Origin of the sequence: Paraburkholderia sp. RL17-368-BIF-A, assembly GCF_046054045.1 — a bacterium.
Taxonomy (GTDB): domain Bacteria; phylum Pseudomonadota; class Gammaproteobacteria; order Burkholderiales; family Burkholderiaceae; genus Paraburkholderia; species Paraburkholderia graminis.
In genome coordinates this window covers 99,038-115,867 of sequence record NZ_JARESN010000001.1, presented here as the reverse complement: position 1 = coordinate 115,867, position 16,830 = coordinate 99,038, and the positions used below count along the sequence as shown (strand labels likewise).

The 16,830-nt window shown below is 62.6% G+C and carries 12 protein-coding genes; 6 read left to right on the top strand and 6 right to left on the bottom strand.

Going from position 1 to position 16,830, the window contains the following annotated elements:
* Positions 1-27: 27 nt before the first annotated feature.
* Positions 28-777 (bottom strand): SGNH/GDSL hydrolase family protein, encoded by a 750-nt coding sequence (locus tag P0D87_RS00475; protein WP_053859023.1) that lies wholly within the window; start codon positions 775-777, stop codon positions 28-30.
* A gap of 46 nt (positions 778-823) precedes the next feature.
* Positions 824-1,921: an acyltransferase family protein gene (locus P0D87_RS00470; protein ID WP_053858094.1), complete on the bottom strand. Its 1,098-nt coding sequence runs from the start codon at positions 1,919-1,921 to the stop codon at positions 824-826.
* Between the two features lie 709 nt (positions 1,922-2,630).
* On the opposite strand from P0D87_RS00470, the gene P0D87_RS00465 reads away from it, so the two are divergent.
* Genes P0D87_RS00465 through P0D87_RS00455 form a run of 3 tightly spaced genes read left to right on the top strand, consistent with a single transcriptional unit; the run spans position 2,631 to position 8,805 of the window.
* The gene (locus P0D87_RS00465) at positions 2,631-4,832 is read left to right on the top strand and encodes an NHL repeat-containing protein (RefSeq protein WP_053858095.1); all 2,202 of its coding nucleotides are present in this window, start codon (positions 2,631-2,633) and stop codon (positions 4,830-4,832) included.
* Positions 4,833-4,867: 35 nt separating this feature from the next.
* Positions 4,868-6,334: a flippase gene (locus P0D87_RS00460; protein WP_053858096.1), complete on the top strand. Its 1,467-nt coding sequence runs from the start codon at positions 4,868-4,870 to the stop codon at positions 6,332-6,334.
* Complete coding sequence (locus P0D87_RS00455; protein WP_053858097.1) at positions 6,331-8,805, top strand: glycosyltransferase family 4 protein; 2,475 nt, start codon at positions 6,331-6,333, stop codon at positions 8,803-8,805. Before P0D87_RS00460 ends, P0D87_RS00455 begins: the two co-directional genes overlap by 4 nt.
* Positions 8,806-8,928: 123 nt before the next feature.
* Here P0D87_RS00455 and P0D87_RS00450 read toward each other — a convergent pair whose 3' ends face one another.
* On the bottom strand, positions 8,929-10,164 hold the full coding sequence (locus P0D87_RS00450; RefSeq protein ID WP_029968437.1) for an acyltransferase family protein: 1,236 nt from the start codon (positions 10,162-10,164) through the stop codon (positions 8,929-8,931).
* A gap of 235 nt (positions 10,165-10,399) precedes the next feature.
* Between P0D87_RS00450 and P0D87_RS00445 the strand changes: the two genes are divergently transcribed.
* Positions 10,400-10,555 (top strand): hypothetical protein, encoded by a 156-nt coding sequence (locus P0D87_RS00445; RefSeq protein ID WP_006049008.1) that lies wholly within the window; start codon positions 10,400-10,402, stop codon positions 10,553-10,555.
* Between the two features lie 286 nt (positions 10,556-10,841).
* Positions 10,842-11,756, top strand: a complete 915-nt coding sequence (gene galU, locus P0D87_RS00440; RefSeq protein ID WP_006049009.1) for a UTP--glucose-1-phosphate uridylyltransferase GalU — start codon at positions 10,842-10,844, stop codon at positions 11,754-11,756.
* 157 nt (positions 11,757-11,913) lie between these two features.
* On the opposite strand, the gene P0D87_RS00435 is transcribed toward galU, so the two are convergent.
* Together P0D87_RS00435 and P0D87_RS00430 are read right to left on the bottom strand one after the other, a co-directional pair.
* A complete protein-coding gene (locus P0D87_RS00435) occupies positions 11,914-14,091 on the bottom strand; it encodes a malate synthase G (RefSeq protein ID WP_053858098.1) in 2,178 nt (725 codons plus the stop codon).
* Positions 14,092-14,248: 157 nt separating this feature from the next.
* Positions 14,249-14,653 (bottom strand): GlcG/HbpS family heme-binding protein, encoded by a 405-nt coding sequence (locus P0D87_RS00430; RefSeq protein ID WP_006049011.1) that lies wholly within the window; start codon positions 14,651-14,653, stop codon positions 14,249-14,251.
* Between the two features lie 276 nt (positions 14,654-14,929).
* Between P0D87_RS00430 and P0D87_RS00425 the strand changes: the two genes are divergently transcribed.
* On the top strand, positions 14,930-15,811 hold the full coding sequence (locus P0D87_RS00425) for an MOSC domain-containing protein (RefSeq protein WP_053858099.1): 882 nt from the start codon (positions 14,930-14,932) through the stop codon (positions 15,809-15,811).
* Between the two features lie 36 nt (positions 15,812-15,847).
* Here P0D87_RS00425 and cobA read toward each other — a convergent pair whose 3' ends face one another.
* Complete coding sequence (gene cobA, locus P0D87_RS00420) at positions 15,848-16,627, bottom strand: uroporphyrinogen-III C-methyltransferase (protein WP_053858100.1); 780 nt, start codon at positions 16,625-16,627, stop codon at positions 15,848-15,850.
* Positions 16,628-16,830: the final 203 nt, after the last annotated feature.

Here is a 16,830-nt window from a genome sequence, read left to right as displayed (position 1 = left end):
ATATGGGTAAAAGAAAAAAAGAGCACCTCAGGGCGTGCCATCCAGGAGCCGCCGCACCAGCGGTTCGACGACCTCGGCATCCTGCTCGGCCTTGAGCCGGTACAAGCCCGGCTTCGGATGCGCGCCGTCGGACATCAGCGTCTTCCAGTCCGGCAGGGTGCTGATGTACGCGAACTGGTCGACGAGCGGCACATGCTGCTCGGCGGCGACGCGGCGCGTCACCGCGACCATCGACGCGAGCCGTGCGTTGAGCCGGTTATCGGGCATCGGATTCGACGTCTCCAGCACCGGCTCCTTGCCGAGCGCGCGAGCCGTTTGCACGAGCGCGCTCTGCGCTGCGTAGAACTGCTCGGGCGTCTGGTCCTGCATCACTTCGTTGATGCCGTAGTTGATCAGCACGATCTGCGCGGGCGATGCCGCGAGCCGTTCGCGCCACGGCAAACCGGCCGTCGGCCCGGCGCGGCGGTTGCCGGTGCCGTCGCGCAATTGCGTCGCCATCGTCCCGCCGACGCCGTAGTTGACGACGCGCACGCGCTCGCCGAAATGCATCTGCAGCTTGTCCTGCAGATAGGCCACGGCGTTTTGCGCTTGCGGCGCGCAACGGCCTTCGCTGCATGAAATGCCGAGCGTCGTCGAGTCGCCGTAGGCATCGATCACAATCTGGTGCTGCGCGGCCTGAGCATGCGCGGTCGTTGCGGCGGTAAATGCCGTGAGCGTGATGAGTGCGGTAAGCGGCGCGAGCATCGCTGCCGCGGCGGCGCATGCGCGGCGCTTCATGCGTGCGACCTCATGCGCCACTTCATGTGCCACCTCATGTGCCACTTCATGCGCGGCCGTGCGGTGCTTGCGGCGCGGCGCGCGGCACACTCGCACCCGCACCGGCCGTCGCGTGCGCCCTGCCGCGCGAGCCGAAAATCAGCCGCTTTTCGAACGCGAACCATGTGACGCTTGCATAGGCGAGGGTGATCGCGAGCGCAAGCGCAGCGGTCGCATAGCGGCTCATGTTCAGCGGCCACAACGCATACAGCACGCTCAGGTGAATCAGGTAAATCGTGTAGCTGATCGTACCGATGTACACCAGCACCGGATTGCACAACAGCCGTTTGACGATGCCCCGGCTTTGCAGGGCGATGACCACGACGGACGTGCAAAGCACCAACGAAATGCTGTAAAGCCCCGCGTTCGACAGCGGCGTATTGGCCGCGCGAAAACGCGGGAAATGCAGATGCAGCCACGCGAGCGCCGCGAGTGCGGCAATCACGCCGAGCACTGCGAGGCCCTTGAACGGTTCGAGCGCGTCGCGATCGCGGCGCACGGCGACCGCTAGCAGCGCGCCCGCCGCCAGCAGATCCATGCGAAAGGGCGTCAGGTAATAGATCGGCCAGAACGAATCGAACCACGGCGTGGCCACCGCGCGCAGCACCGGCACGAGCAGGATCAGCGCGGCCGCGACCCATGCGAGCACACGCTCGGGCACGAGCAGAATCACGAACGGCCACACAATATAGAACTGCTCTTCGACGGCAAGCGACCACAGCACATTCAGGCTGTCGTGTCCGCTCTGGTTGAGCGCATCGCCGATGTTGGTCGCGAAGAACGCATACCACTGCCAGTGCTGCGCCCAACCGAACCCGAACAGGATCGACGACACCGCCATCAGCAGCAGATACGGCGGCAGAATGCGCCGTGCGCGGCGTGCATAGAAATAGCCGAAGTACGACTGCCCGCGCGCCTTGCGTTCGAGCAGGATGCCGGTGATCAGAAAGCCGCTCAGCACGAAGAACAGATCGACGCCCATCCACAGCGGCGCTTTCAATGCGTGCTGCGCGAACACCGCGAGCACGGCGATCGCACGCAAGCCGTCGAGCTGCACGATGCGGCGTGAATGAGAAGGCGCTATGGGCAGGGCGCTAGCAGTCATGAACCGTCCGTGGTGTGAAGCGGATAAAGCCGCGAGAAGCCGCAAGGCATTGCGAAAGACGTGTCGCGCCGATAACGGCCGCGATCCGGAACGCAATCGGAATGCAATCCGGGTGCATTCGATTCTAGGCAAAAGAAAATCGCGAAAAAACGCGAATGAAATGGATAAGTGAATCAGATTGCAACAGGGTGTTTCGTTATCCATTTGAAGGCGGTTTGCATGCTTGTCTTGTACCCGGAGCCCGAGTCCGGGTTCATGCGTGAATTCGCCGGATCGATGAAGTGCCCTCGGTAAAACATGGGCTCATGCATTCGCAAGCGGGCGCCTTATACAGCATGGCACGGCCAAATTTTCTTTTAATCCATTTTTAAATCGATTTCTTTATCCCGACATAAAGCTGGGAATATTTTTGAATTATTTTTGACTTTCGTCGCCGACTTTTGTACGCGTAATGTGAACCGTGCGGATTGGGCGGCCAAGGACGGCGCGTGCGCCGAGCACCGCATTTCGACGGGGCTTATGCGGCCTGCGTGGCATAGGCGAACGTTCGCGCTTCGTCTTTCATCGGCAACTTGCGGCGCATGCCGTCACCTTCATTGAATGCCTGTGTGTGCGGATAGCAGCGTACGTCTGTGAGGCTCGCGCGCGCTCGCCTATCGGCCTCATCGGTTTTTTAAAGCATCGATCCGTATCGACTGGAGGACATACCTTGCTGCGCTTCACGTTCAAACGCCGTCTCGCGATATTCGCGTGCGCTGCCGGGCTGGCCGCTCTATCGGCCGGTTCAATCGCGCGTGCCGAAACGGCGTTGAACGCTAAGACGTCGTGGATCGGCAATACGTTCGGCTTCGGCGACGGCACCTGGACCCAAATCAACATCACGGCAATTGCCGTCGCGCCCGACGGCAAGGTCTACACGAATGCGCCGTGGGACGAAAGCGGTGCCGAGGCGAGCGTCTATCAGAACGGCAAGATGCTCGGCTTCGCAGGCGGCACGCACGGCTGGGGCAACAGCGGCGGCAATGCAATCGCGATCAATCGCAAGTACGCGTTTGTCGCGATTGCAGTCGGCAACGAAAAAGGCCGGCTCGTACAGCCGGGCGTGTGGCCGGAGAAAGGCAAGCAGTGGTTCGGCATTTCGCGTCGGCAGATCGCCGATCCGAAACGCGCCGCACCGTTTCAGCCTGCGGCGAAGAGCGCCGATCCGCATGCGCAACTCGCCGCCGGCTTCCTGATGATGAACGAAGTGCCGACCGGCACGAGCGCCGAAATCGGCGGACTCGCGGCGAGCGAAACGACGCTCTACGCGGCGAACACTGCGCGCGATCGCATCGAGGTGTACGACGCGGAATCGATGCAGCAGAAGACCACGTGGAGCGTGCACGAACCGGGCCGCCTCGCGCTTGCGCCGGACGGCACGCTATGGGTGCTGAGCGGCACGCGCAACGATCGCGCGCCGCATGTCGAGCACTACACGTCAGGCGGAAAACGCATCGACGAGAACTTCGAACTGCCCGCCGATACGCTCGCGGTCGATATGGCCGTCGATGCAACAGGCCGTGTGCTGATCGCCGATAACGGCCCGCGTCAGCAGGTGCTGCTCTTCAGCAAGAAGGACGGGCGCTACGAAGAGAGCGGTTCGCTCGGCGAGCGCGGCGGCATTTTTAGCGGCGTCGCCGGAAGGCCAGGACCGCGGCGTTTTAACGGACTCACCGGTGTGGGCGCGGATGCGCGCGGCAATGTGTACGTGTCGACCAACGGCATCGGTCCGCGCTATGAGCCGATCGGCGCGGGCCTTGGCGCGACGCTCGAAAGCTACGTGCCCGACGGCAAGCAGAACTGGCTCGTTCAGGGACTGCTTTTCGTCGACGGCGCGTGGATAGATCCGTCGCGACCGGACAGCGTTTATACCGGCAACAAACGCTTCGAACTCGACCTCTCGAAACCCGCGGGGCAGGACTGGAAATATGTCGGATTCCTGTCTAACCGATTCAAGTATCCCGACGATCCGGTCTTTCACACCGACCAGTATCCGGGCCTGCCGATCGCCCGCAAGCTGAAGGGCCGCACGTTTCTGTATTTGACGGACATGTATGCGGATCATCTGAAGATCTATCGCTTCGATCCGCAACGCGACGGCGAGACTGCGATTCCGTCGGGCTTTATCGCGGGCCGCGAGCGTGCGGTCGCGAAGGTGCCGAACGCGCCGCCGGGCGGCGACTGGATCTGGCGCGACGCAAACGGCGACGGCAAATTCAATTCCGACGAGTTCGCGCTGAACACGACCGGCACCAAGCTCGCGGGCGGCTGGGGCTGGTGGGTCGATAGCGCCGGCGACATCTGGCGCACACGCGATACGAAGGGCATTTATCGCTTCCGCTTCGGCGGCCTCGATGCGAAAGGCAACCCCGTCTATTCGTATTCCGACCTCACGCAATACCCGGTGCCGCAACCGTTCGCCGAGCTGCATCGCACGATTTACGAACCCGACACCGACACGCTGTACGTGACCGGTTATACGCCGGACACGCCGGCCGACCGCGGCTTCTGGAAGGAAGTGGGCCGCGTGCTCGTGCGCTACGACAAGTGGTCGAGCGGCAAGCCGGTGCAGCGCTATTCGATCACGCTCCCCTGGCAGACGCAGAGCAAACCCATCGCGACGATCATCGGGCTCACGGTCGAAGGGCAGTACATCTTCGGCGTCGAACCCGTGGGCGCCGTGCACGTGTGGGACAAGGACAACGGCCGTGAACTCGGCGTGATTCGGCCGGGGCCAGAAGTAGGCCGCGCGTCGGGCTGGGTCGACGTGCCCAACGGCATCAGCGCGGCGAAGCGAAGCAACGGCGAGTACCTCGTGTTCGTCGAGGAAGACGCGCGCGGCAAGGTGCTCATGTACCGCTGGAAACCGTGACGAATTACCAATCGCAGTCGAACCCAGGGCATCCGATGGACAAAGGCATTCTCAAGAACGTAGCGATCAATTTCTTCGGCCTCGTGCTGCCGACTTTCGTCTCGCTCGTGACCGTGCCGTCGTATATCAAACTGCTGGGCGTCGAGCGCTATGGCGTGATCAGTCTCGTGTGGACGCTGATCGGCTACTTCGGCATTCTCGATCTCGGCATGAGCATGGCCGCGCAGAATCACATTTCGAAAGCGCGCGCGTCGGGCGACAAGGACGAAAGCGCGCGCGTGTTCTGGAGCGCGACGTGGCTCAATCTCGGGACCGGTGTAATCGGCGGACTGATCATTTATTTCGGCGCGTTTCTCTACACCGCGTATTTCACGAAGGTATCGCCGGAACTGCAGCACGAGGTCTACATGGCGTTGCCGTGGCTCGCGGTGGCGATTCCGCTGGCCAACGTCTCGTGGGTATTCGCAGGCGCGATCAACGGTGCGGAACGCTTCGGCGTCTACAACACGAATCAGACGATCGGCACTTTCCTGTTCCAGCTCTTGCCGCTCGGCGCGGCGCTCTGGCTCGGCGCGAATTTGCAGAACGTGCTCGCGGCCGCAGTATTCGCACGCATACTCGCCGCGATCCTGCTCGGCCGTTCGGCGCTAAAAGTGCTTGAAATACGCAGTATTCTGCCGCCGCAGCTCGGCGTGGCGAAGGGGCTTTTCAACTTCGGCGGCTGGATGCTGATTGCGAGCGTCACCAACATGATCGCCGAATCGCTCGACCGCGTGATGCTCGGCACTAGTCTCGGCGCGCGCTTCGTCACGTATTACACGGTGCCGCAAAACCTCGTCACGCGTTTGAACATCGTGCCGACCGCGATGGTGCGCACGCTGTTTCCAAGGCTCTCCGCTGTGGGCCGCGCGGACGCCGACACGATCACGCAGCAATCGCTTGAATTTCTCAACGGCGTGTTCACGCCTGTCGCGCTGATCGCGATGCTCGTGCTCGAACCGTTTTTGCATCTATGGGTGGGCAATGAGATTGCGACCGTCGCGGCGCCGGTGGGACGCATCATGATCGTCGCCGTCTGGCTCGTCGGCCAGGCGAACGTGACGCGCATCCTGATCCAGTCGCAGGTCAATCCGGCCACGGCCGCACGCGTCGGTCTCTTCGAATTGCCCTTGTTTGCAGGGGCTTTGTGGTTCGGCATCGCGCATTTCGGACTGACCGGCGCGGCGATCGCGGTGGCCGGCCGCGCACTCTTTGACTACGTCGTGCTGCTGCGGCTCTCCGCAATCCGCGCGCGGCAGATCGCGCTCGACATGCTCGCTCACCTCGTTTTCCTGCTGGCGAGCCTCTGGCTCTCCGGCTTCCTGCCCGGCCTCGCGATGGCGATTGTCGCCGGCGCGCTGATGGTCGGCGCGAACATCGCGTGGTCCATCACGATGACTCCCGCATTGCGCGATCTAGCGCGTTCACTGCTGTTGCGACTGAATCCGAGGAAAAGCGCATGAACCACGAAGTCCTTGAAGAAGCCGTGCTGCAACCGCCGACGCGCAGCGCACTGGCCGAACTGACCACGGCTCCCGCTATAGGCACGCCCTCGCGCGCCGCATCGCGCGGCAATAAAACCGTGCGCGTCGCGATCGTGCACGACTGGCTCGTCACCTATGCAGGCGCGGAGAAGGTGCTGGAACAGATCGTCGCGTGCTTTCCGGAGGCGGACCTGTTCAGCCTCGTCGATTTTCTCGACGACCGCAGCTTCCTGCGCGGCAAGCCCGTGACCACCTCGTTTATCCAGAAGCTGCCGCTCGCACGCACGAAGTACCGCACCTATCTGCCGCTGATGCCGCTCGCCATCGAGCAACTCGATGTGTCCGCGTACGACGTCGTGATCTCTAGCAGCCACGCGGTGGCGAAGGGCATTCTCACCGGTCCCGACCAGGTGCATATCAGCTACGTGCATTCGCCGATTCGTTATGCGTGGGATTTGCAGCATCAGTACTTGCAGCAGTCGAAATTGACGAGCGGCCTGAAGTCCGCGATGGCGCGGCTGATTCTGCATTACATCCGCAACTGGGACATCCGCACGGCGAATTCCGTGGATGGCTTTATCGCGAACTCGGAGTTCATCGCGCGGCGCATCAAGAAGGTTTATCAGCGCGATGCGCAAGTGATCTTTCCGCCCGTCGACGTGGATGCTTTCACGCTGTGCACGGAGAAGGACGACTTTTATCTGACCGCTTCGCGCATGGTGCCGTACAAGAAGATCGATCTGATCGTCGAGGCGTTCGCGCGTATGCCCGAGCGCAAGCTCGTGGTGATCGGCGACGGTCCCGAGATGCAGAAGATCCGCGCGAAGGCCGGCGTGAATGTCGAGATCATGGGCTATCAGCCGTTCGAGGTGCTCAAGGACCGGATGAGCCGCGCGAAGGCGTTCGTGTTCGCCGCAGAAGAAGACTTCGGCATTTCGGTGGTGGAGGCGCAGGCGTGCGGGACGCCGGTGATCGCATACGGCAAGGGCGGGGCGCTCGAAACCGTGCGCGACGTGGCCGAGCCGCGCGCGACCGGCATGTTCTTCGACGAGCAAAGCGCGGACGCGATCATTGCCGCTGTCGAGCGTTTTGACGCACACGTGAAGCGTTTTTCGCCGCTGGATTGCCGCGCGAACGCCGAGCGTTTTTCCGCGGCCAATTTCCGCGAGCGCCTTTTCGCCCATGTGCGCGCTGCTGTCCCCGCGCTGCGCAACGCGACGCTGCCGCCATACGTGCCGTATGTACCGGAGCGCGCTGAACCTGCGGCGAACGCGCCGCGCATTCTCGCGGTCGATCAAAGCGGCGTGCTGGGCGGCGCCGAATTGTCGCTGCTCGAAATCGTCAAGGCGCTGCGTTCGCGCATCGAGGTCGTGCTGTTCGACGACGGCCCGTTCCGCACCGCGCTCGACAAAGCGGGCGTGAGCGTCGAGGTGCTCGACGCCGGTGCGCTGCGCAACGTGCGCAAGCAGGGCGGCTCGCTCCCGAAGGGCGCGGCGCTGAAGGGTTTGTTGTCGCTCGTTCGGGCGACGGCCAAACGCGCGCGCAATGCGCAGGTGATCTATGCGAACACGCAGCGCGCGATGGTGATCGGCGCGGTCGCGGGCAAGCTCGCGAGGCGGCCGGTGGTCTGGCATCTGCGCGACATCGTGAGTCCCGAGCATTTCGGCGGCAAGCAGCTTGCGATCATCAAGTGGTGCGCGCGCCTCGGGCTTAGCCATGTGATCGCGAATTCGGCGGCATCGGCGCGTGCCTTTGCCGAACTCACGCAGTTCGACGACAAGCGTATCGACGTCGTATTCAACGGCATTTCCGCAGCGCCGTTCGACGCGTTGCGCGACGTGCCGCAAGCGACGCTGCGCGAGCGCCTGAACCTGCCGCAGGATGCGTTTCTGGTCGGCTCGTTCAGCCGGCTCGCGCGCTGGAAAGGCCAGCATGTGCTGCTCGAAGCGATGGTCCTCAACCCGCACATGCACGCGGTGCTGGTCGGCGCGCCGCTCTTTGGCGAGGATCAGTACGAGATCGAACTGCATGCGTTCGTCGCGGCGAACAAGCTCGGCGGCCGCGTGCATTTTCTCGGCTTTCAGCACGATATTCCGGCGTGCATGTGTGCCGTCGATGCGGTCGTGCATACGTCGATCACGCCCGAGCCGTTCGGCCGCGTGATCGTCGAAGGCATGCTCGCGCAGCGGCCCGTGGTGGCCGCACGCGCGGGCGGCGTGCTGGAGATCGTCGACGACTACGAGAACGGCGTGCTGTGTACGCCAGGCGATGCGCATGCGCTGGCCGACGCGTTGGCCGAACTGCGCTCGAATGCGGAACTGCGCGAGAGGCTCGTTAAAAACGGCTACAGGACGGCGCTGAGCCGTTTCGGCACGGAAGCGTATGTCGAGAGCGTCGAGCGGATTCTGAGGCGCGTGGCGGCGTCGGCGAAGAAGGCTGCGGATGCGTGACGCTTGAGGAAGGAGCGGGCGCTCGCGGTTGTGAGCGCCGCTTGGTTAAAAGGAACAAAGCGGAGCATGAGTCAGCGACGAAGTCGCCGGCTCTCGCTGCGCTTTTTTTAATCACGATGATCGTTACAGCGCGCTTTTCGTTTTCGGTTTGAAACTGGCCGACCACTTCATCGCCGGCAATTCGACGAGACGATAGAACACATACGCGGCAGGCACCGCAACCAGCATATAGCCGAACGACGGCCAGATCGACATCTGCAACGACGAGCGGAATAGCAGCGACGAGAGCAGCACGAAGATCGGCAGATGAATCAGATACAGCGAGAAGCTGAAGTCGCCGAAGCGCGACAGCAGCCGCAGGCCCCAACCGGCGCGGCCGCTGCCGTTGCCCTTATTGCGGTCGTTGGGTTCCAACGCCTTGTACAGATAGAACGCGAAGCCGATCGCCCACAACTGGAACGCACCGTACTGACCGAAATGAAACGCCGCGCAGCCGAGCGCGATGCAGGCCGCCGCGAGCGCGTAAAGCCACCGCGACGAACGCGTTTGCAACACGCTGTGCGCCTTCGCGTCGGCGATCCATGCGCCGAGCGTCCACGAAAACCAGTATGACGTGAAGAACTGAATGTCGTGCCGCTCGAGCGCATAAGCCGACACGACATTGACCACGCCGACTATCGCGAGCACCGACGTCATGCCAATGCGCCGGCGCAGTGCGAACAGCAGCGGATAGATCGCATAGAACTGCACTTCGAGCGAAAGCGTCCACAGCGCGCCGTTCGATCCATAGGTCTTGCCGGCCACGCCTTGCAGCGAAAACAGATTGACGAGAAATGCCTCGAGGCCGATCTCGCGAATCTTGTGGCTCACAGGTGGCAATTGCAGACTGAACCAGTCGAGTGCGAACGTCAGCAGCAATGCCGCGAGCAGCACCGGATAGATGCGCGCAAAACGGCGCGCCCAGAAGTTCGCCGCGCCGAGCCGGTAAGCGGGATTGGCGGCGAGCCGCAATGCGGCGCTGCGATGAATGCAGTAGCCGCTGATCACGAAGAAAATCGGCACGCCGGCCGAGCCCCACGCAATCGGAAAGGTCAGATAGGCGGCAATCGTATTCAGGCTGAATGAATGACCGGCGTTCTGGTGAAAGGCCTGCATGCCGACCCATTCGATCTGTCGGCAATGGAAGTACGCGACGAGCAGCGCGGCGAAGCCTCGCATTGCGTCGATCACATGTTCCTTGCCGGCGCTGTCGGCGCGCGCGTCGCTTTGCGCGCGCGGCGCGGCGGGTTTTGCCGCGGGTTTTGACGTAGGAGACAGGGGCAGGGATGAGCCGGCGGCATCCAGTGCTGAGTCGCTCATGCGCGGTCCTTTATTCGAAGTGGTGCAATGCGGATTCGCGCGATGCGCGCGCGGTGCATCACATGCTAGTGCACCGCGCGCACCAAAAATGGATAAAAAAATCGGCCATATTCTCCATTAAAAAGGCCATTTTGTGACGAATTGTAATTACACATGACGAGCCGTATCGAATAATTATTTATCCGTTTTGTCATGCTACTTTGAAGCACGGATTCTCCTGATGAGAGGTGAAGTCATGAACCTGCATTTGCTGGCCGGCATCGCCGTGCTGCTGATCCTCGTCGCCGCCTCCGCCTACCGGGAAGCGCTGCGTAATGAGCCGATCCGCCGTTTTCGCATCAATCCGGGCAAGCTGCCGCAACTCGACGAAAACGAAGAAGCCCGTTCGTAAAGCCGGCCGCGGCACGCCTCGTTGCGCACGGACTCGCGCGCGCGGCGCGAGAAAATCCACGAGTAAATTTTTCGCAACTGCTTAAAAATAATTCGATTTTGCAATGTAATTGTTGCCTGTCTTGCGCATTACACGCCGCTCCAATGGATGCAAACCGGTTTTATTAAGCATTGTTTGAGAAATTTCACGCGTGATCTCGCGTGGCTTTTTTGTTAGCCTTTCCGGCGACGTCGAGCGGCCGCCATGCCCGCGACACCAATTTCTAACCGATCTGGGAATGCCTACCATGCTGAAAGTCACCAAAGCCGTGTTTCCCGTAGCGGGCCTCGGGACACGATTCCTGCCGGCTACCAAGGCAAGTCCGAAGGAAATGCTGCCTATCGTCGACAAGCCGCTGATTCAGTACGCTGTCGAAGAAGCGATTGCTGCCGGCATCACCGAAATGATCTTTGTCACGGGCCGCAGCAAGCGCGCTATCGAAGATCATTTCGACAAGTCGTATGAGATCGAGGCCGAGCTCGAAGCGCGCAACAAGCAGAAGCTGCTCGATCTCGTGCGCAGCATCAAGCCCGCTAATGTCGACTGTTTTTACGTTCGCCAGGCCGAAGCGCTCGGTCTCGGTCATGCAGTGCTGTGCGCGGAAAAGCTGGTCGGTCAGAGCCCGTTCGCGGTGATTCTCGCGGACGACCTGCTGCATAGCTCGAAGCCGGTCATGAGCCAGCTTGTCGATACGTTCAATCACTATCACAGCTCGGTGATCGGCGTGGAAACCATCGCGCGTGAAGACAGCCGCTCATACGGTGTGGTCGACGGCCGCGAGTGGGAAGACAACGTGATCAAACTCTCGGGCATCGTCGAAAAGCCGGCGCCGGACAAGGCGCCGTCGAACCTCGGCGTAGTGGGCCGCTACGTGCTGATGCCGACCATCTTCAAGCATATTCGCGCGCTGAAGCCCGGCGCGGGCGGCGAATTGCAGTTGACCGATGCCGTGCAGTCGCTGCTCACCGAAGAGCAGGTGCTCGCCTATCGCTACTTCGGCACGCGTTTCGATTGCGGCAGCAAGCTCGGCTATCTGAAGGCGACGGTGGAGTTCGCGCTGCGTCATCCGGAAGTGAAAGACGAGTTTGGAGCCTATTTGCAGGCTTATTTGCAGGCGAACGCGCACGGCGTGCCGCCGGAGTACACGGCTGAAGCGGCCTGATTCGGGCGGCGGTCGCTGCGGTCCACACGTAAATCACGCAGAAAGCGCGCAATACATCGCGCGCATTGAAATCGGGCGCCTCGCAGCAACGAGGCGCCCGTCTTTTTTTGCGGCTGCCGCTACTCGAACTTCAACGCTGTTCGCGCAGCGGCGAACCTCACGCCCGGTCCTGCTTCACTTCAAGCCGGAACTTGTGCAGCAACGGCTCGGTGTAGCCGCTCGGCTGCTGACGTCCTTCGAACACGAGCGCCTGCGCGGCCTTGAACGCAATCGTGTCGAAGCCCGGCGCCATCGGCGTGTAGAACGGATCGGCGGCATTCTGCTGATCGACCACTTTCGCCATGCGCCTGAAGGTCTCCTCGACCTGCTCGCGCGTGACCACGCCGTGATGCAGCCAGTTGGCGATGTGCTGGCTCGAGATACGCAGCGTCGCGCGGTCTTCCATCAGGCCGACGTCGTGAATGTCCGGCACCTTCGAACAACCCACGCCCTGATCGATCCAACGCACCACGTAGCCGAGAATGCCTTGCGCGTTGTTGTCGAGCTCGGCGCGGATTTCATCGGCGCTCCACTTCGCCGTTTCGACGACGGGAATCGTCAGCAGGCCGTCGAGCAATTCGTCGCGCACCTTCGCGTAATCGGTGCGCTCGAGTTCCTGCTGAACCGCCTGCACGTCGATCTGGTGATAGTGCAGCGCATGCAGCGTCGCGGCCGTGGGCGAGGGCACCCACGCGGTGTTCGCGCCGGCCTTCGGATGCCCGATCTTCTGCTCGAGCATCGCGTGCATCAGATCGGGCATCGCCCACATGCCCTTGCCGATTTGCGAGCGGCCGCGCAGCCCGGCATGCAAACCGACGAGCACATTGCTGCGCTCGTACGCTGCAATCCAGGTGCTCGACTTCATATCGCTCTTGCGCATCATCGGGCCGGCTTCCATCGCGCTGTGCATCTCGTCGCCGGTGCGGTCGAGAAAGCCCGTATTGATGAACGCGACGCGCTCCGACGCCTCGCCGATACACGCCAGCAGATTGACGCTGGTGCGGCGCTCCTCGTCCATGATGCCCATCTTGATCGTGTTGCGCGGCAGCTTCAGCAGATCTTCGACGCGCGCAAAGAGCTCGCTCGCGAACGCCACTTCAGCCGGGCCGTGCATTTTCGGCTTCACGATATAGATGGAGCCGGTGCGCGAATTGAGCCTGTTTTTGCGGTCGTGCAGCGCGCACAGCGTCGTGATGACCGCATCGAGAATGCCCTCGGGAATCTCTGCGCCGTCGTTCGTCAGCACTGCCGGATTGGTCATCAGGTGGCCGACGTTGCGGATAAAAAGCAGCGATCGCCCGTGCAGCTTGACCGGCGTTTTGCCGTCCGCGCCGACGTATTCGCGATCCGCGTTCAGACGGCGCGTGAACGTCTTGCCGTTTTTCGTGACCTCTTCGGTCAGATCGCCGTTCATCAGGCCGAGCCAGTTGCGATAGAGCTGAACCTTGTCGCTCGCATCCACGGCCGCAACGGAATCTTCACAGTCGATGATCGTGCTCACCGCCGCTTCGACCACCACGTCCTTGACATGCGCGGCGTCGGTCTTGCCGATTGAGTCGTTCGCGTCGATCTGGATTTCGAGGTGCAGACCGTTATGCTTGAGCAGCACCGCCGAGGGCTCGCTTGCGTCGCCCTGATAGCCGATGAACTGCGCGGGCGCAGCAAGCTCGCTCGTGCCGTTTTTCAGCGCGACGACGAGCTTGCCGTTCTGCACGCTATAGCGCGTCGCGTCGGCATGCGAGCCGTTCGCGAGCGGCGCGGCTTCGTCGAGAAACTTACGGGCATAGGCGATGACCGCCGCGCCGCGCACCGGATTGAAGCTCTTCTGACGCTCCGCGCCGTTCGTATCGGGAATCGCGTCGGTGCCGTAGAGCGCGTCGTACAGGCTGCCCCAGCGCGCGTTTGCCGCGTTCAGCGCATAGCGCTGGTTCGACAACGGCACCACCAGTTGCGGACCGGCCTGTTCGGCGATTTCAGTATCGACGTTCGCGGTCGTCGCCTTCACGCCGGCCGGCGCGGGCACGATATAGCCGATGCCTTCAAGAAACGCACGATACGCGCGCAAGTCGCGCACCGGGCCCGGATTCGCGCGATGCCAGTTGTCGAGTTCCGTTTGCAGGCGATCGCGCTCGGCGAGCAGCGCGCGGTTTTTGGGCGCCAGATCGTGCACGAGGGCGTCGAAACCCGACCAGAACGCGGCGCTGTCGATTCCGGTGCCGGGCAGGGCTTCGGTTTCGACGAACTGGTCGAGATTGGCGGCGACCTGCAAGCCGCCACGCGGGTTCATCTGAGTCATCGACTGCTCCATCTGTCTGAGTGGGGCCGATGTGGGGTATCGGCCCGCGTTGGGGCTACTGCTGACAAGCTGTCTGCTGTTGCTGCGTTCGGTTCGCGGATCATGCGGTCACGACGGCATTCGTGACGCACGCGCCATGCTCATGGCCTTGCCGACATCAGACGCCGAGCGCCTGAATGCCGGCCTTCGCGATCTGCGCATCCTGATCGGACTTTACGCCCGACACGCCGACCGCGCCGATCACCTGGCCTTCGACGATCACCGGCACGCCGCCTTCCAGCGTACCGGAGAGCGGCGCGCTGAGAAACGCGGTGCGGCCATTGTTGATCATGTCCTCGTAAACCTTGGTTTCGCGACGGCCGATGGCCGCGGTGCGGGCCTTTTCGGTCGCGATATAGGCGCTCGCGGGCGCGCTGCCGTCCAGACGCAGCATGCCGAGCGGATGGCCGCCGTCGTCGGACACGACGATCGCGACGGCCCACCGGTTCTTCTCGGCTTCGGCACGCGCGGCTTCGAGGATGCGGGTCGTTTCGGCGATGGTCAGTACGGGTTTGCTCAGCATAATCAGGTTCCTGTCTCGTTCATGGTAGGGAGGCTTTGTGCCACTTCTTCCGGCTCGTGCGCATGTTCATGCTTGCAGTGGCTATCAAACGGGGCAATAAAGCGCGGGCCGCGTCGACAGCCATGCTGCCGTGCCAAGCTTTGGGATTTTACTTCCACGAGCGACGGGAGGAAACGGCCGCCGCCGCAAGCTTGCGGCTCGAAAGGAACAAGCGGCGCGATTTGCCGATTTACAATCGCCCAAGTGCCTCATAAAAACCAGCGAGAACCCCACATCATGCCGACCATCAGCGAGCTATTTGTCTATCCGATCAAATCCTGCGCGGGCATTGCGCTGAATGAAGCGCGTCTGCTGGCCACGGGGCTCGAATACGATCGTTACTGGATGGCCGTCGATTCGAACGGCGAGATGCTCACGCAGCGCGCGTATCCGCGCATGGCGCTCATCAAGGTGGAGATTGCGGATCATGATCTCGTGATCCGCGCGCCGGGCATGAGCGAGTTGCGCACGCCGCTCGACGCCGCGCAACTCGGCGCTGCGGACAAGTTCACCACAAAGGTATGGCGCGACGCCGCTTACGGACTCGACACCGGTGACGAATGCGCCGCCTGGTTCACCGCGTTTCTCGGCATGCCGGTGCGGCTGCTGCGTTTCGATCCCGAGCGCGGGCGCATTGTCGATCCCACCTACACGCAGAGCGTGGGCGGCGCCACGACTTATTTCGCCGATGGCTTTCCGTTGCTCGTGATCGGCCAGGCTTCGCTCGACGATCTGAACACGCGTCTGAACGCGAAAGGCGCGCCGTCGATTCCGATCGACCGGTTTCGTCCGAACATCGTGCTGAACGGGCTCGATGCTTATGAGGAAGATTATGTGGAGACGCTCGGGATCGACGGCGCGCAAACGTCGGAGCCGCGCGTCGAGCTGCGCCTTGTGAAGCCATGCTCGCGCTGTCCGATGCCGACCATCGACCAGGCGAAGGGTGAGCGCGATTCCGAATGGCCGAACGAACCGACCGACACGATGAGCGCCTATCGCGCGAATCCGCACAGGAACGGCGCGGTCACGTTCGGCAACAACGCGGTCGTCGCGAGCGGGGCGGGCACGTGGCTGCGCGTGGGGCAGACGGTTGAAGCGGAGTTGGGCTTCGGCGATTAGCTGGGTTTTGCAGCGCGGCCGCGCGCGTGACGTGCGTCACGCAGCCCGAGCACGCGCCGATTCATCGTGCGATGTCGCGTCTTGCGCCCACATCGCTTCCACACTTTCGCCGATCGCATCGCCCACCAGGATCACGGCGGGACTGCCGAAGCCCTCGTCGGTGGCATCCGCGGCGAGACGATCGAGGCGCGTCAGCAAGCGCCGTTCATTCGCGCTGCCGGCCCACTGCACGACCGCTGCGGGGGTGTCGGCGGGCAGGCTCGCGAGCAACGCTGCGGCGAGGCTGCCGATTCGCCGCATGCCCATATAGATCGCAAGCGTGGTGCGCGTCGCGGCGAGCGCGGCCCAGTCCGGTTCGCCGTGGTCCTCTTTGTGCGCGGTGACGAAGGTCACGCCATGACAATGGCGACGGTGCGTGAGCGAAATGCCGAGGCCCGCTGCGGCAGCGAAGCCCGATGAAATGCCGTTCACGATCTCAACCGGAATGCCGGCCTCGCGCAGGCTCGCGAGTTCTTCTCCCGCGCGGCCGAACAGCAGCGCTTCGCCGCCTTTCACGCGCACCACATGCAAGCCCTTCTGCGCGTAACGCCGCATCAGGCGCTCGATAAAAGCCTGCGGCGTCGAGCGGCAGCCGCCGCGTTTGCCGACGCGAATCACGCGCGCTTGCGGCGCGAGCGACACGATCTCGGGATTCGCCAGGTCGTCGAGCAGCACGACGTCGGCGGCGGCGAGCGCTTTCGCGGCCCGCAGCGTGAGCAGATCGAGTTCGCCTGGGCCGGCGCTCAATAACGTGACCTTGCCGGAGTTCGTGTTCATCGCGATGTCCTTTTGATTCTCTGGTGGCCGGCGGCTTTGGTGTGCCTCGTGTGCCGTCGGCGCAAAAACAAAAACGGCGTCCTCTCGCGATGATCACGAGGGGACGCCGTTGTCCGATGCTGCTGCGTTGCTTGCTGTGTTGCTGACTTGTTCGATGCGTCGCGAGGCACTGCGTTGTGTCTCGCGCGATGGTCGCGTGTTGC

Bases quoted from the DNA above. Each gene is read 5' to 3' on its own strand.
- P0D87_RS00435 (WP_053858098.1), bottom strand. From the start codon at position 14,091: ATGACTCAGATGAACCCGCGTGGCGGCTTGCAGGTCGCCGCCAATCTC.
- P0D87_RS00450 (WP_029968437.1), bottom strand. From the start codon at position 10,164: ATGAGCGACTCAGCACTGGATGCCGCCGGCTCATCCCTGCCCCTGTCT.
- P0D87_RS00430 (WP_006049011.1), bottom strand. From the start codon at position 14,653: ATGCTGAGCAAACCCGTACTGACCATCGCCGAAACGACCCGCATCCTC.
- P0D87_RS00470 (WP_053858094.1), bottom strand. From the start codon at position 1,921: ATGACTGCTAGCGCCCTGCCCATAGCGCCTTCTCATTCACGCCGCATC.
- P0D87_RS00445 (WP_006049008.1), top strand. From the start codon at position 10,400: ATGAACCTGCATTTGCTGGCCGGCATCGCCGTGCTGCTGATCCTCGTC.
- P0D87_RS00455 (WP_053858097.1), top strand. From the start codon at position 6,331: ATGAACCACGAAGTCCTTGAAGAAGCCGTGCTGCAACCGCCGACGCGC.
- P0D87_RS00425 (WP_053858099.1), top strand. From the start codon at position 14,930: ATGCCGACCATCAGCGAGCTATTTGTCTATCCGATCAAATCCTGCGCG.
- cobA (WP_053858100.1), bottom strand. From the start codon at position 16,627: ATGAACACGAACTCCGGCAAGGTCACGTTATTGAGCGCCGGCCCAGGC.
- galU (WP_006049009.1), top strand. From the start codon at position 10,842: ATGCTGAAAGTCACCAAAGCCGTGTTTCCCGTAGCGGGCCTCGGGACA.
- P0D87_RS00460 (WP_053858096.1), top strand. From the start codon at position 4,868: ATGGACAAAGGCATTCTCAAGAACGTAGCGATCAATTTCTTCGGCCTC.
- P0D87_RS00475 (WP_053859023.1), bottom strand. From the start codon at position 777: ATGAAGCGCCGCGCATGCGCCGCCGCGGCAGCGATGCTCGCGCCGCTT.